Origin of the sequence: Streptomyces marokkonensis (assembly GCF_039539045.1) — a bacterium.
GTDB lineage: Bacteria > Actinomycetota > Actinomycetes > Streptomycetales > Streptomycetaceae > Streptomyces > Streptomyces marokkonensis.
On record NZ_BAABCQ010000095.1, the window covers coordinates 16,619 to 30,371 of the forward strand.

Annotated in this window: 14 protein-coding genes; 8 read left to right on the top strand and 6 right to left on the bottom strand. The window is 70.1% G+C overall.

What is annotated here, in order from left to right; genetic code table 11:
* Positions 1 to 61: 61 nt before the first annotated feature.
* On the bottom strand, positions 62 to 2,485 hold the full coding sequence (locus ABEA26_RS22390) for an outer membrane protein assembly factor BamB family protein (protein ID WP_345594828.1): 2,424 nt from the start codon (positions 2,483 to 2,485) through the stop codon (positions 62 to 64).
* 204 nt (positions 2,486 to 2,689) lie between these two features.
* Between ABEA26_RS22390 and ABEA26_RS22395 the strand changes: the two genes are divergently transcribed.
* The 4 genes from ABEA26_RS22395 (at position 2,690) to ABEA26_RS22410 (ending at position 6,456) form a co-directional block, all read left to right on the top strand.
* Positions 2,690 to 3,124, top strand: coding sequence for a VOC family protein (locus tag ABEA26_RS22395; RefSeq protein WP_345594830.1), 435 nt, complete (start codon positions 2,690 to 2,692; stop codon positions 3,122 to 3,124).
* A 692-nt stretch (positions 3,125 to 3,816) separates the two neighbouring features.
* A complete protein-coding gene (locus ABEA26_RS22400) occupies positions 3,817 to 5,058 on the top strand; it encodes a peptidoglycan-binding protein (RefSeq protein WP_345594832.1) in 1,242 nt (413 codons plus the stop codon).
* A 299-nt stretch (positions 5,059 to 5,357) separates the two neighbouring features.
* Positions 5,358 to 5,708: a hypothetical protein gene (locus tag ABEA26_RS22405; protein ID WP_345594834.1), complete on the top strand. Its 351-nt coding sequence runs from the start codon at positions 5,358 to 5,360 to the stop codon at positions 5,706 to 5,708.
* Positions 5,709 to 5,883: 175 nt separating this feature from the next.
* The gene (locus ABEA26_RS22410) at positions 5,884 to 6,456 is read left to right on the top strand and encodes a L,D-transpeptidase family protein (RefSeq protein WP_345594836.1); all 573 of its coding nucleotides are present in this window, start codon (positions 5,884 to 5,886) and stop codon (positions 6,454 to 6,456) included.
* Between the two features lie 325 nt (positions 6,457 to 6,781).
* Here ABEA26_RS22410 and ABEA26_RS22415 read toward each other — a convergent pair whose 3' ends face one another.
* Positions 6,782 to 8,404 (bottom strand): hypothetical protein, encoded by a 1,623-nt coding sequence (locus tag ABEA26_RS22415; protein ID WP_345594838.1) that lies wholly within the window; start codon positions 8,402 to 8,404, stop codon positions 6,782 to 6,784.
* Between the two features lie 319 nt (positions 8,405 to 8,723).
* On the opposite strand from ABEA26_RS22415, the gene ABEA26_RS22420 reads away from it, so the two are divergent.
* Positions 8,724 to 9,239 (top strand): DinB family protein, encoded by a 516-nt coding sequence (locus ABEA26_RS22420; protein WP_345594840.1) that lies wholly within the window; start codon positions 8,724 to 8,726, stop codon positions 9,237 to 9,239.
* A gap of 564 nt (positions 9,240 to 9,803) precedes the next feature.
* Positions 9,804 to 10,286 carry a replication/maintenance protein RepL gene (locus ABEA26_RS22425; RefSeq protein ID WP_345594842.1) on the top strand — a complete coding sequence of 161 codons (483 nt, stop codon included), beginning with the start codon at positions 9,804 to 9,806 and terminating at the stop codon, positions 10,284 to 10,286.
* Positions 10,287 to 10,364: 78 nt separating this feature from the next.
* Here the strand turns inward: ABEA26_RS22425 and ABEA26_RS22430 are convergent, their stop codons facing one another.
* The 4 genes from ABEA26_RS22430 to ABEA26_RS22445 all read right to left on the bottom strand — a co-directional run bounded on the left by ABEA26_RS22430 (position 10,365) and on the right by ABEA26_RS22445 (position 12,153).
* Positions 10,365 to 10,649, bottom strand: coding sequence for a hypothetical protein (locus tag ABEA26_RS22430; protein ID WP_345594844.1), 285 nt, complete (start codon positions 10,647 to 10,649; stop codon positions 10,365 to 10,367).
* Entirely contained in the window at positions 10,646 to 10,942 is a 297-nt protein-coding gene (locus ABEA26_RS22435) for a DUF6247 family protein (protein WP_345594846.1), read from the bottom strand. Before ABEA26_RS22435 ends, ABEA26_RS22430 begins: the two co-directional genes overlap by 4 nt.
* A gap of 147 nt (positions 10,943 to 11,089) precedes the next feature.
* Positions 11,090 to 11,317 (bottom strand): DUF397 domain-containing protein, encoded by a 228-nt coding sequence (locus ABEA26_RS22440; RefSeq protein ID WP_345594848.1) that lies wholly within the window; start codon positions 11,315 to 11,317, stop codon positions 11,090 to 11,092.
* On the bottom strand, positions 11,305 to 12,153 hold the full coding sequence (locus ABEA26_RS22445; RefSeq protein WP_345594850.1) for a helix-turn-helix domain-containing protein: 849 nt from the start codon (positions 12,151 to 12,153) through the stop codon (positions 11,305 to 11,307). The genes ABEA26_RS22440 and ABEA26_RS22445 overlap by 13 nt, the downstream gene beginning before the upstream one ends.
* A 220-nt stretch (positions 12,154 to 12,373) precedes the next feature.
* On the opposite strand from ABEA26_RS22445, the gene ABEA26_RS22450 reads away from it, so the two are divergent.
* Entirely contained in the window at positions 12,374 to 13,021 is a 648-nt protein-coding gene (locus ABEA26_RS22450; RefSeq protein WP_425587882.1) for an ATP-binding protein, read from the top strand.
* A gap of 106 nt (positions 13,022 to 13,127) precedes the next feature.
* On the top strand, positions 13,128 to 13,753 hold a 626-nt coding region (locus ABEA26_RS22455), incomplete at its 3' end, for a helix-turn-helix domain-containing protein (RefSeq protein ID WP_345594854.1).

Below are 13,753 nucleotides of genomic sequence, written 5' to 3' on the forward strand. Positions count from 1 at the left end.
CCGGTGGGCCGCTGAACCGACGTGAGTCCGGTCGGGGCGAACGGGGCCGCCTCGCCGCCCCTCACCCGGCCGGGCTGGGTCCTGGTGCGCCGAGTGCCACCGCCCGCAGTTCGTTGCCCGGGCTGCCGGAGCTGAAGTAGAGCGTGCCGTCCGCGACGACCGGGGTAGCGGATATCGGGCCTTCGGACCTGTAGGCCCACAGCTTGCGGCCCGTGGCGACATCGACGGCGTAGACCTTGTGGTTGCGGCTTCCGACGTAGACGGTGCCCGCGGCGACCGTCGGAGCCGAGAACGAGTGGTCGCCGAGGTCGAGGGTCCAGTGTTCCTCTCCGGTGGCGGCGTCGAGGGCGTACAGCCTGCCCATGTAGCTGTTGACGCAGACGGTGTCGCCGGAGACGACGGGCAGCACGTCCGCCCGTTCACCGGTGGCGAAGGTCCAGCGTTTCCGGCCGGTGTCGGCGTCCACCGCGTGCAGCGTGCCGTCGCCGTTGCCGGCATGGACGGTGCCGTCCGCGACCAGCGGGGCCAGGTGGAGACGCTTCTGCGGCTCGGGGACGGACTCCCCGGCGGTGGGGACGGCCCAGCGTTCGCGGCCGGTGTCGGCGTCCACGGCGTACAGGGTGCCGTCCCCGCCGCCGACGAAGACGGCGCCGCCCGAGACCAGCGGGGGCGGCACGTCGGCGAAGTCCGCGGAGTAGGTGAAGACCCAGTGTTCCCGGCCGGTGGCCGCGTCGACGGCGTGCAGCCCGGCTTCGATGTGCTCGACATCGGTGCGTCTGCGGCTGAGGAAGTAGACGATGTCGTCGGCGACGGTCGCGGACATGCCCAGTCTGCTCTCGGCCGCCACCGGGGAGCTCCAGCGCTTGCCGCCGGTGGCGGCGTCGAGGGCGTACATGTTGCCGTCGCTGCTGCCGAAGTAGACCGTGCCGTCGGCGACGGCCGGGGGGCGACCGGTGTCGCCGGTGGGGGCGTCGAAGGCCCAGCGTCGCCGGCCGTCGGCGGTGTCGATGGCGCGGAGGCCGCCGGACTGGCCCACGTAGAGGGTGCGGCCGACGACCGTCACCGGGGAGGACGTCTTGAAGTCCCCGAGGGCCCAGCGCTGCTTGACGCCGGCCGGGGGCCTCTCGGCGGCGTCGGCCCTGTCGCTCCGGACCTTCATCAGGGTGAAACCGGCGCCCACGGCTGCCACACCGCCCAGAGTGCCCAGCACCCGGCGACGGGTGACGACCGGCGGGTAGGGGACCGTGGAGGACGGCGACGGTGACGGACGGCGCATGTCCGCCGGTTTCGGAGTCACCGGTATCCGGGGCCGCTCGGGCCTCGCCTCACGCGCCGGTGGCACCAACGCGGTCGGAGGATGGGCCGGGGGCGGGGGCGTGACCGGGGGAGACTGCCGGCCCGTGCGGGTCGGTGCGTGGTGGGGCGAGGGTTCGTCGCCGCCGGACAGCGGCGTCCCCTGTCGCCGCTCCTGCCCCTCTCCCTCTCCCTCTGTCTCTCTTCGGCCCTGTTCCTCTCCTCGACCCCGTTCCTGCTCCCGACCGTGCTCCCGATCGTGCTCCTGGGGGGCCATGGTGCGGGTGTGCGCCCGTTCCCGCAGTACGCGGGTCACCGACTCCGGCAACCAACCGCCGTCCGACGACGGCCGGGGCGTCTCCAGCCCCTCGTCCGGCAGGGCCCGGCCGAGCTCGCGCACCAACGTGGCCACGGATGGCCGCCGTTCCGGTTCCTTGGTCAGGCAGCGCCCCACCACATCGGCCAGTACCGGTGGCAGTCCGCTCAGGTCCGGCTGCTCGTGGACGATGCGGTAGTTCAGCGCCTGGGCCGCGCCGGCTCCGAACGGGCCGGAGCCGGTGGCGGCGAACGCCAGTACCGTCCCGAGGGAGAACACGTCGCTCGGCGGACCGACCTCGCCCCCCACCAGCTGCTCCGGCGACATGAAACCCGGCGTGCCGATGACCGCCCCGGTCTGCGTCAGTACGCTCGCGTGCGCGCTCACCTCGGCCATGACCGAGATCCCGAAGTCGATGACGCGCGGGCCGTCCATGGCGAGCAGTACGTTCGAGGGTTTCAGGTCCCGGTGGATCACCCCCGCGTCGTGGACGGCCTCCAGCGCCTCGGCCAGCCCTGCCCCCAGCGCCAGCACGTTCTTCTCGGGCCACGGCCCGTGCCGTCCGACCGCCTCGCCCAGCGGCATTCCCGGTACGTACTCGGTGGCCAGCCACGCGGGGGAGCCCTGCGGGTCGGCGTCCACCACCGCGGCGGTGAAGAACCCGGTGACCCGCCGGGCCGTCTCCACCTCCCGGGCGAACCGCCGCCGGAACCCGGCCTCCTCGGCGAGCTCCGCACGCACCACCTTCACCGCGACCGACCGGCCTCCGGGCGAACGCCCGAGATAGACCCGGCCCATGCCTCCCGCGCCGATCCTGGCCACGATCCGGAACCGGCCCACGCGATGCGGATCCGCCTCCTCCAGTGGTGCGAACACCGACACGCCATCCCCCACTCGAGTACTCCCCAGGCCGTAACCGCTGCCCCGCCCCGGACCGGCCCGGGACCCGGAACCGGAACGCGGGCGGGACGACGCACAATACCCACTGGGCCGAGACGATCAACAGGTCCCGCCCGCCCGGCAACACGCCTGTCCGAAAAGGGAAATGAGCAACAGGGACTCCCTTGCTATCGTGCGCCGATGTCATCGATCAGGCAGGTCCAAATCACCTTCGACTGCGCGGAGCCCGAGCGCGTCGCCCGCTTCTGGTGCGAGGTGCTGGGGTACGTCGTACCGCCGCCTCCGGAGGGCTTCGCCACGTGGGACGACTTCGACCGCGCCCTGCCGCCCGACCAGCAGGGCTCGGCGTTCGCCTGCGTCGACCCCTCGGGCGCGGGCCCGCGACTGTTCTTCCAGCGTGTCCCCGAGGGCAAGGTCGCCAAGAACCGGGTGCATCTCGACGTACGAGCCGGTACGGGGCTCGTGGGTGAGGAGCGCCTCGCCACGCTCAAGGCCGAGCGCGACCGCCTGGTCGCCCTCGGAGCGACGTGCGAGCGAGTGATGGTCGCCGACGAGTACAACGAGTCGTGCATCGTGATGCGGGACATCGAGGGCAACGAGTTCTGCCTCGACTGAGCACCCGCAGAGGCGGCGAGCCCCGGCCCGCCGTCCACCGCCCGCCGTCCACCGCCCGCAGCCCGCAGCCCGCGGCCTGCTGCTCGGCGGTCAGCGGCAGGCCGCGTCCGTGGGCGTCGAGGAACCGGTCGGCCGATTGGACCGGCCCTCCGCACCGGCCGGTGTGGCGAGCCGGTGCGGAGGGCCGGAAGCAGGGCTGTCGTCGCAAGGCATCGCATTCTGCTCCCGGCCCTCAGCCCTCAGCCCATAGCTCGGCCGGCCGGGCCGGCAGCTCGGCGTGGACGACACCGGCGTCCCGGTCCGAGGACACCGCACCCGACGCCCGGTCCGGGATCACCGCACCCGACGCCCGGTCCGGGATCACCGCACCCGACGACCGTCCCGGGAATCAGCGCGTCATTGGACACTCTTCCGGGTGATACACGTGCCCATGGCACCGGTCTCCGGCGCGGCCCTCCCAACCGCCTGGAGACGCCGTGCTGCGGGGCCGCCGCGCATCCGTCGGCCGTGGGAAGGCGTGGACCACCCGGGAGAAGGCGTGCCCACGGGCGGCTCTCCGTCGCTACGATCTGCGCCGCTGTGGGCCGATGCGTCCATGCACGCCGGGGCATACGCGGCTGACGTGCCGCTATGCCGTCATGCAGAGGTGTGGACGCCCGGCTGTTCCGCCTGACGACGGGGAGAGACACGACATGGCGTACGAGCAGGAGGGCTCGGGCCGGGAGCAGCCGCCGGGAGAGCGGTTGGCGCGACTGCTTCGAGGCTGGTGGGAAGAGGCCGGGCACTCGTCCGGCGGAATGCGGCCGACCCAGCAGGCGCTGGCCGCGAGGCTGGGTGTCGACCAGACCACGCTCTCGCGCTACTTGAATCCGAAGCACACGTCGAACGCTCCTCCGCGAGTGGTGGAGGCCCTGCACGCGCAGTTGCGCGCTCCGGCGGTGGAACTGGAGCCGGCGCGGGCACTGTGCCGGGCCGCGCTGGAGGAGAACAGCCGTCAACGGCTCGCCGGCGGCAAGCAGCCGCCCGCCGCCGTGACCGGCACCGCGGACGGGCCCCGCTCCACGCAGGAGCAGGGCACGACCGGCGGACCGGGTTCCGCCACCCGACCGGACACCGCGCCCACGGCCGGTCCCACGGACGGCCCCGGCCCCGCCACCGGGACCGACGCCACCGCCGGTACCGACGCCACCATGGGGACGGACACCGCCGCCGGAGCCGAGGCCGAGGCCACGGACGGAACGGACGCGTCCGGCGCGTCCGGCCGCCCCCGCCCCCGTTCCCGGCGGGCCCTGCCGGTGTTGATGGTGGCGGCCGTGGTCCTTGCCTTCGCCGCCGGAGCGGGCGTTCGCGAACTGGTCGCCCCGAGCCGTGGCGTCCCTGCCGCCGGTGCGGCCGGTGCCGCGCCCGCGAGCGTGGGGCCGCACGACTGGCCGCTGCTGATGATGCAGAAGGAGGACCACCACACCCGTGGCCGAGCCCTTCAGCACCTGTTGAACGCGCACGGCTACAAGGTCAGGGCGGACGGCTTCTTCGACGAGGAGACCCGGGACGCCGTCATGGACTTCCAGCGGAAGAACGATCTGGCGCCCGACGGCAAGGTGGGCAAGGACACGTGGCCGGAGCTGGTGAAGGAAGCCGTCGCCGGATCCAAGGGCGCACACGTTCTGGCCGTACAGGAGCTCCTGGACAACGTGGGCCAGGGCGGCACGGTGGTATCGGGGAAGTTCACCGCGGTGACCGCCGCCGACCTGAGGTTCTTCCAGAGCAATCACCATCTGCCCGTGACCGGCAAGGCGGACACGGAGACCTGGCTGGTCCTGCTCGTGCGGCAGCTCCCGCCCGACAGGGCTCCGGCGTACCAGACGGCCACGGGGGTTCCCACGTCGGCGTCCGCATCCGCATCCGCGTCCGCATCCGCATCCGCATCCGCGTGAGGGTCCGCGTCCGCGCGAGCGGGTCGGCCCCACGCGCGGACACTGCGTCCGGGCGCATGTCGCGCAGTCCCGCGCATGACCGGCATGACGGGCATGACAGCAGGTCAGAGCCCTCTCATGCACGGTGCATGGATGCGCCTCGGCAAGCAGCCGGGATCGTCTTCTCGTACCCGTTCCGTCCGGTGATGCTGGTGTCGCAGCCGGAACTCCGGACCTCGCCCCGCACGTCGGCGGGGCGAGACGCACGGAGTCTCGTTCCGGTCCGCTTTCCGTCAGTTCTCCGTCTGAAGGGGTACCCCATGTCTGCTTTCCGCAAGTCCATCACGTCCGTCCTGTCCGCCGTCGTCCTCGCCGGTGGACTGGCCGTGGGCGCCGCCGGCCCGGCGAGCGCGGCCACGTGCCCGTCGTCGGCCTCCCCGGTGATCGACGGGGCGAAGGCCAGCTGGTCCCTGCGCTGCTCGGGCGGCAAGGTGACGGTCTCCGGCTGGCTCCAGGACACCCGCATGGACGGCAAGTGCGCCCTGGTCCGCGTCGTCGGCGGCAACGGCCAGACCAAGAGGTCGACGGCCTGCAGCTCCGGTGTCCGGGAGCAGTTCTCCCACACCTTCGCCGGGACGAACAAGGCAGAGGTCCGCCTGGCCATCGCCTGACCTCGTACGGACGGGGGCGGGCCACGACGCCCGCCCCCTCCGTCGGTCCGGGTGCGCCCACACCCGGACCGCGGCGTCCGGCCGCGCGGCCGGACCACCCACCCAAGCCACCCACCCGAACCACACACGGGGGCCGGCTGCCCGGCCCCGGACGACAAGAAGCGAGGGAACACACATGAACAGCAACGGACGCCACCTGCGCGGTGCCGTGGTCGCCGGAGCGGTGGCGACCACGCTGGCCCTGGCACCGGCCGCGGCCGCACAGGGCCCCACCGAGGCCAAGGCCGCAGCGGCGACGGCGACGACCCTGGTGTTCGACAAGAACCCGGGCGACCCCACCAACTCGAAGCTCTCCGTCTACCGGGGCAAGAAGCTCTGGGCGACCTACCGGGCCGGATCGGGCCTCGGCGTCAAGGACGACTGCGCCCGCGCCAAGGGCTGGATGCCGAACGGCAACTGGAAGATCAAGCTCAAGACCCGCACGTACAACGGCAAGCTCATCAAGGGGTACGCCGTCTACCTGCAGGACATGAAGTGCTCCAAGGGCACCCTGACCCGCACGGAGATGTTCATTCACTCCGAGATGAACCGCGACGGCAGCGCGGGCCGGACCGAGGCCCGCCGCTGGGACGGCGCCGGTGACTACAAGTCCAACGGCTGCGTGAAGCTGAACCCGACGGACATCAAGAAGATGTTCCGCCTCCTCGACCGCATCGGCTGGCCGACCCACCTGCGCGTGGTGTCCTGACCCGGGGCGCGGCGGCTGCCGACACGTGCGGCAGCCGCCCAGGCGCGGCCGGACCGAACGGGCAGGGCCCGGCCCGCGCGCCGGCCTCGTCACCGCCCCCGTCGCGGTCAGCCGTCGGTGGCGAGGCGGTGCAACCACTCCCTCAGCAGGTGCTGCTCCGCGCCGCCGGGGTCGTCCGTCCGGGGAGAACGGCGCGCGAGGCGCGGGCGTCCCGGTGACGGCGGCGTCCCGCTGCCGGGACCGAGTCGTCCGCCCGCCCGCCACCTCCGTCGACGCCTGTTGCGGGACGGTGCGCAAGCCGTGAGGCGACCGCGGCGCCGCACGGTCACCCCGAGGCCAGCTGCTCCGCGATCTCCGATATCCAACCACCCTTCTTCGCCGGGTCGTTGAGGGTCGTCTCCCACGCTTCCGGGTCCAACTTGTGCTGTGCGGGACCCGCCTTGAGCGCGATGAGCAGCTCCCGGGCGGACTGCCGCAGCTGGGGCGTCGTGCCGCCGCTCCCGGGGACGTCGGGACCCGCCGCCAGGCCGTAGATCTTGCGCGCCATGGCCTGGCGTTCGCCCTTCGACACCTTCTTCCAGAACTTCAAGGCGTGCTTCAGCGACTCCGTGCGAGGCACGGCATCCTCCGCAGTCTCGCCCTCCAGCGTGAAGCGGTCGGGGTGGCGTTTCTCGTCGTAACGCTTGGTGGCCGCGCGGCCCGCCTTGTAACCGGTGGTGGCCAGGACGAGACCGGCCCCGACCGCGGCGAGAATCCAGCCGGCCGGGTTGCTCGCCAGCGCCCCCGTCGCCGTGACCAGTGTCAAGACGCCGGCCGCGGCCTTGGCGGGCTCGCCCATCACGCCGCCCACCGTCTCCTTGCCGATCTTGGTGACCTGCTTCTTCTTCGCGTACTTCTGTACCTGGCTCAGGTCTGCCGTCTCCTTCACGGCACGCCTGTACGCCTCTTCGGCGGGCCTGACGCTGCGGAACTCCCTCTCGAAGGTCGCGAAGGCAGCGTCGACGCCCTCCTGCCAACCCTCGTGCGGGTGCGCCTCGGCCGCGTCCAGCCTGGCGTACGCCTCCGCACGGGCCGCGTTGGCCCGGTGCACGGACATGTGCACCTCCCGGTCCAGACGGGCGAGCAGCGTCGCGTTGACGACGTTGGCATCTCCGAGGGCCTTCACGTTCTTGTACTTGCTGGTCGCTCCCCCGACACGGACCAGTGCGCGGGCGCCCTTCGCCAGGCCGGTGACGGCGCTGAGGGCACCGCTCGCCTCGGCCGCCGTCGCGGCGTTCGCCGCCCCCTGGACCTTGGTCGCCTCCTTGGCGATGGCGGCGCCGTAGGAACCCGAACTGACGGCACCGACGCCCGCGTCCGCCCCCTTGGTCTTGGCCTTCCGGCTCGCCGTGTGGTGTTTGGCCCCGGTCTCGTTGCTTTTGGAGTCCTTCATGTTCTTGTAGGCGTCCATGGTGCTGACCACGACGCCGCTGGCCTCCGTGAGGGCATTCCACCCCGCGGCAGAGGTGCCCGAGATGGCGGCGTCGCTCTTGAGGGCCCCGTCGGCGTTGGCGCCGGCCTGGTGGGTGAGGGCCGCGTTGGTGGGGGTCTGGCCGCCCTTGACGATGTTGTCCGTGGGTTCGAGGTTCTTCTTGAACCGGTCCAGCACCGCGTTGATCCGGTCGCGATAGCTCTTCCTCTGCCGCGCCCCGTCGGCCCCGCCACCGCCTCCCGTCGCCTGTTGCCCGGCCGCGCCGGTGGCCTCCGCCGTACGTTCCCCGGTCGCGCTTCTGGCACGCTGCACCGCCGCGGTGGCGGCGCGGTTGCCGACGCTGGACTGGAACCGAAGGAAGGCGTGCTCCGCCGAGTTCCCGGACGGACTCCCGGCTCGGCTGCCCTCCCGACGCTGCTTGACCGTCGGCGCGGCTACGGACGGCCGTGTCGGGGTGCGATGGACCGGGGTGCTCATGGGCATGCCTCTCCTGCTGCCGGACCGGGCGAGGCGAAGGTAGCCAGGCACGGCCAACAGCAGGGGAGCGGCAGGCGAACTCCGCACGGACGCCGCAGGACGCGTTGTGGTGGACCGACGGCTCGTCGCGACACCTGCTCGGGCTCCGGCCCCGGCCTGCTGCTCGGCGGGCCGCGCCCGTGGGCCGGTGTGGTCCGCCGACCCGCCCGCCGGACCACACCGGACTCCCCCCCGGCCACAGCAGATGGCCGAGGCGTCGACCCCGATCCGCGATCAAATGAGTCGACACCGTTTCCCGTGCTGCGGGAGACTCCCCGCGATGACTCAACGAACCGATACGCCTCCCACGTGGGACGAGCGGACGCAGCTGGCCACCTTCCTGGACTACGCCCGTGACACCGCGCGAGCCAAGTGCGAGGACGTGTCCCCCGAGGACGCCCGCAAGGCACCGCTCCCGGGGTCACCGCTGATGACGTTGTGCGGGTTGATCAGCCACCTGCGATGGGTCGAGAACTTCTGGTTCCAGGTGATCTTCCTGGGCGAGGAGCAGACGGGTCCCCTCACCGAGGCGACCGACGACGACCCCGACCCCGAGATGCGGACGGCGGTCGACGTCCCGTTGCCCCAGCTCCTGGCCGAGTACGAGGAGCAGAGCGCCCGCTACCGCCGCCTGGTCTCTGACCACGACCTGAACTCGACGGCCAAGCGCCCCATCAGCGACGGCCGCCACGTCGACCTCCGCTGGGTGATCCTCCACCTCATCGAGGAGACGTCCCGCCACAACGGCCACATCGACGTCGTACGAGAACTCGTCGACGGACGGACCGGCGCGTAGGCCACGCCGTGCCGGTCATGCCCGGGACCAATACCGGCCGTGCCACGGCGGCCGTGCCACGAAGGAAATGGCTCCACGTCCTTCGTCCACCTGTTCGCTGCAGTGCGGTGGCCCGCGACCAAATCGCCCGAGCATCCCCGGACCTCAGGACCTGAGCCGTCGAAAGCACGCCACAGCGGTGGGAGAGCCGAACGGCCGCCCGTCACGTGTGCCTCCCTCAGCCCCGTACCGGTATCAGCCACGCTTCCTCGATGAAGGCGCATGGCCACCGAGGCCCGGCACCCGGGCGTGGCGGGCCGACCGAGTGCCTCGGGGCGGGAGGCGCGGCGGGTTCCTTGGCCTATAAAGACAGGCGATGGAGGACACGTCGTTGACGTGCAGAAACACGAAGCCACGAATCCAGTATTGGATAACGTCATCCAGACCTGGATGAATGCCCTACGCTATCCAGCACCGAATCATTCGACATCGGTGCTGGACCAGATGAGTCAGCGCCGCATGTTCTCCATTCACCCTTGGGAGTACTCTGTGCGTGCGGCCCGGCGAGTGACCCGGATCGAGACCGTGAACAAGGGGACGGGCGAGGTGAACGACTTCACCGTCCACTCGTCGGTCTCGGCCGCTCACGCCCTCTGGTTCAGGGGAGGAGGCTTCACCACGATGGGATACGCGGCCCACAACGCCCTCGCCGACGCCGACCTCAGCGTCAGCGCCTACAAGCTGTTCCACAAGATGTGCGCCCTCCAGAACCGCAAGGACCACGGCCTTGTCCTCGTCGAGAGCCAGGTGAAGTTCGCCGAGCAGGTGGGCATGTCACAGGCCTCCGTCTCGCGCGGCCTCAAGCAGCTCGCCGCCCATGGCTTCATCTACCGCGAGGGCCGCAACTGGCGCATCCGGCCGGACTTCGTGTTCAACGGCAACGGCGCGGCCCAGGGCCAGGCCATGCAGAACATCCCCGAGGGCGCACCCGATCCGTACGCCGGCACGCGCACCGACCTGACCGTCATCGAGGGCGGGAACGAGGGCGGGGCCGACGATCAGGCGTGATGCTCCGCGGAGCATCGTGGACACGGTCGGGACGTCATGCCCGGGTTGAGAGAACCGTACGCACGTAGGTCGGCAGAATCACTCTGAGGTGCCGTCGTCCGGCGTCACCGAAGTGATCGCGACCGTCGGAGGCGGGGGTGCCGGTGTGTACACGTATGCCACTGCGAGTCCGGGTGCGTCGCCCGTCGGCTCGATCCTGGTCTTGCGTACCTCCATGTCGCCCCGACCGCGCGGTCCAAGGAGCACTCCGAGCCGGGGCATCAGCTCCAGTTCCTGCCGTAGGGCTTCCAAGGCATGCTCCGCACCGAGCTCTTTCGCCCGCTGTGCCGCTCGCACTGTGACGGCTGCGATGACGCCGCTCACTCGCCTCGCGCCTCCTGCTTCAGCCGCATGGCGAGATCGACGCCCTCTTGGACAGCGATGTCGAAATCGGGATCCTGGTACAGGCGGATCCGTCCCCGGTAATCCACGATCACCGCGGCCACGGCCTTCAGATCGGTCTCCGACGACGCCTCCAACGCACGCTGCAGATCGGTCTCGAAGGCGTCCCGATCACCTGGAAACCCGTGCCCGGAAAGCAGAGCAGCTCTTATGTCGCCGATGGTCTTCAACGGCAGCGGTACAGGAAGACTGGTCTCCTCGTGCTGTGCGCTCACGATCATCTACTCCTTGGTCTCCTCTGTTCTACGTGGAGTGTCCTACAGGTCCGCGCCGGTCGCAGGCCCTGCTCAGGCACCCTGACACCGCCGCACGGCGACACCGTCCACTCGGTCGACCCCTGCGATACGCCACCGCACCGCAGCTCAGCGGGGCTCCGCCCAGCCCCGACGCACCGCGTGCGTGAAGGAACGCCACGCGGGAGCCCCTACGGCTGTGACGTGCCCATCGGCGATCTTTGTGTCGCGCAGGAGTATCCGCCCGCCGTCAGTGACGCACTCGACACATTCGCCCCCTGCGCCGTTGCTGTATGACGACCTGACCCAAGCAAGTGACGGCTCGGTGCCGCTGGGACCGATGTTCACCGTGCCCACTCCTTCACCACGTTCCTGATCAACTGAATGCTCTGCCGTGGGCTCATGGCCGCTGCCCTCAACTCGTCGAAGGCTCTGTTGTACTCGCGGACATGGGGCTCCCCTTCCAAGTACATCGCATCGGTGATGCCGTCCCGGTACACGATGTCCGGGTCCTTGGGATCCGGGAAGCCCAGCATGGTGAACGGACCTGTGGTCGGGCAGGTACCGGCGTCGAAGGGAAGAACCTGAAGCGTCACGCTCGGCTTCTGCACCACGTCCAACACGTGTTCCAGTTGCACTCGCATCAACTCGCGATCGCCGATGACCCTACGTACTGCTCCCTCGCTCACGACGAACCAGCAGTCGGGAGCGTCGGGGGCGCTGAGCATCGACTGGCGCTCCAGCCGTACCCGCACGGCACGGTCGATGTCCTCGGGAGGCAAGTAGGAGCCGCAGGTGTGGAGCTCACGTGCGTACGGCTCGGTCTGGAGAAGTCCGGGCATCACCTCGCACTGGTACTGACGCAGGGTGGAAGCGTCCTGTTCGAGGCCGATGTAGATGGAGAACCACTCGGGCACGCCGGACCCGTGGACCTGCCACCAACTGCGTGTTTTGGCCTGCCGAGCCAGGGACTTCAGGAACTCGCGCAGCTCGTCCGTGGTCTCGTAGAACCGGCACAGGGCGTCGACGTCGGACGGCTGGACCCGCCCACTGCCGGTCTCCATGCGATTGACCTTCGAGCCGCTCCAGTCCAGCGCCGCCCCCACTTGGGCGCAGGTCAACGCGTTCTTCTCCCGAAGCTTCTTCAGCTCGATGGAGAGCCGACGTCGGCGTGCCGTCGGTGACCCGGCCATGTGAACCTCCTTCTTGGTGAACGGCGTTCAGTCTCTGTGCCAAGGGCGTCGTGTGCCAATCACTCGATCGTGGGATTCTCTTGCTGCACATTGCACGGCGGGATTTGTGCCGGCCATGCTGTGGAAGCCGAACGTGCGGGGCCCGATTGACCGGAGGCTCCGACGACGGCCGAGTGAACCGGCAGCGACGAAAGGCTCGGAAGTGATCCCGAAGGCGTGCATGGTGCGATCCCCGTACGTTGTGGAATTCACTGCCCACGAAGAGGAAGTCGCAGCGCTGCGGCGCAAGGTGCGGACGCGACTGGAGGCGTGGGGACTTCAAGGCCTCGTGGACGAGGCTCAACTCTGCGTCAGCGAGCTAGTGGCAAACGTCATCACCCACGTCGGGGCCGGTACTCCGACCACCCTGGCCCTACTGATGAACGGCACGTTCCTCCGTATCGAGGTACACGACCCGGACACTCGAGCGTTGCCCACCCTGATCGCCGCGGACGTCCAGGCGGAGGCCGGACGCGGTGTGGCGCTTGTCGACGCGGTCACCGACCGTTGGGGTGTGCTGCTCCATGCCGATCGGAAGGTGACCTGGTGCGAGCTCGCCACGGTGCCCGAGGCTCGGCCTGAATCCGGCAGAACCCCGCAAGCAGCACGGGCGGTGGCGCTGATTGATCTCTACGGTGCAGCCAGCCCGCCGATCCGCTCGCGTTCGGGCCGGCTGGGGGCCGCCGAAGCGGAGGAGACGGCGATCCTCATCATCACTGATCTCCTCCACTGGCTCCGGGAGCAGGGGCGGGACACGGACGAGGTGTTGGACCGGGCGCAGATGCGTATCGATGCCCTGGAGGAGCTGAGCTGGGAAGTACACGCGTGATCCTCGTGGGGTTCAAGTCGTCACACAAACGAAATTGCTGCACGTGGCTCACCACAAACGTCTTTTGCTATCATCCGTTGCTCCACTCGGTTGACTTGGGGGCACGGTGGAAGCAACGGACCAGCGACAGGATTTCGGGGCCTGGCTCGAGAAACAGCTGCGCCTGCGTCGGATGACACAGTCGGCGCTGGCAGAGGCCCTTGCAGTCACACCGGCTGCGGTCTCCGCCTGGGCCACAGGCCGTGCTGAGCCCCGCGAGGACAGGAAGCGAGCGATAGCCGCTGCCCTCGGTGTCGACGAGGAGACGGTGCTGCGCCGCGCGGCCGAGGTGGTGTCATCGAGTGCTCTCAAATGGCATCACCGACCGGCACATCGTGACGGCGGGCGGGAGTTCGGCAATGCTGCGGCCTTCGCCTTCGACGCGGACCTGGCTGTGCTCGCACGTGAAGCCACGCAGAACAGTCTCGACGAGCAGCTTGACCCGCAGAGCCCTGTACGGGTCCGGTACACCCTCGAAGAATTGTCGGGCGAGCACTTGCGCACATTTCTCGATGCACTTCAGTGGGATGAGATACGCCCGCACTTCGAGGCCTCCGCCACGGGCCGGCACAAGGTCGGAAGGGTCATCGCGGAAGGGCTTCGCGAGATGACCGAGTCCGACTCTCTACTGCTCCTGCGTGTGGATGATTACAACTGCACCGGCCTGACGGGCCCGGATTACGGGGACGACAG

Bases quoted from the DNA above. Each gene is read 5' to 3' on its own strand.
- ABEA26_RS22405 (WP_345594834.1), top strand. From the start codon at position 5,358: ATGTCTGCTTTCCGCAAGTCCATCACGTCCGTCCTGTCCGCCGTCGTC.
- ABEA26_RS22450 (WP_425587882.1), top strand. From the start codon at position 12,374: ATGGTGCGATCCCCGTACGTTGTGGAATTCACTGCCCACGAAGAGGAA.
- ABEA26_RS22395 (WP_345594830.1), top strand. From the start codon at position 2,690: ATGTCATCGATCAGGCAGGTCCAAATCACCTTCGACTGCGCGGAGCCC.
- ABEA26_RS22400 (WP_345594832.1), top strand. From the start codon at position 3,817: ATGGCGTACGAGCAGGAGGGCTCGGGCCGGGAGCAGCCGCCGGGAGAG.
- ABEA26_RS22420 (WP_345594840.1), top strand. From the start codon at position 8,724: ATGACTCAACGAACCGATACGCCTCCCACGTGGGACGAGCGGACGCAG.
- ABEA26_RS22445 (WP_345594850.1), bottom strand. From the start codon at position 12,153: ATGGCCGGGTCACCGACGGCACGCCGACGTCGGCTCTCCATCGAGCTG.
- ABEA26_RS22415 (WP_345594838.1), bottom strand. From the start codon at position 8,404: ATGAGCACCCCGGTCCATCGCACCCCGACACGGCCGTCCGTAGCCGCG.
- ABEA26_RS22410 (WP_345594836.1), top strand. From the start codon at position 5,884: ATGAACAGCAACGGACGCCACCTGCGCGGTGCCGTGGTCGCCGGAGCG.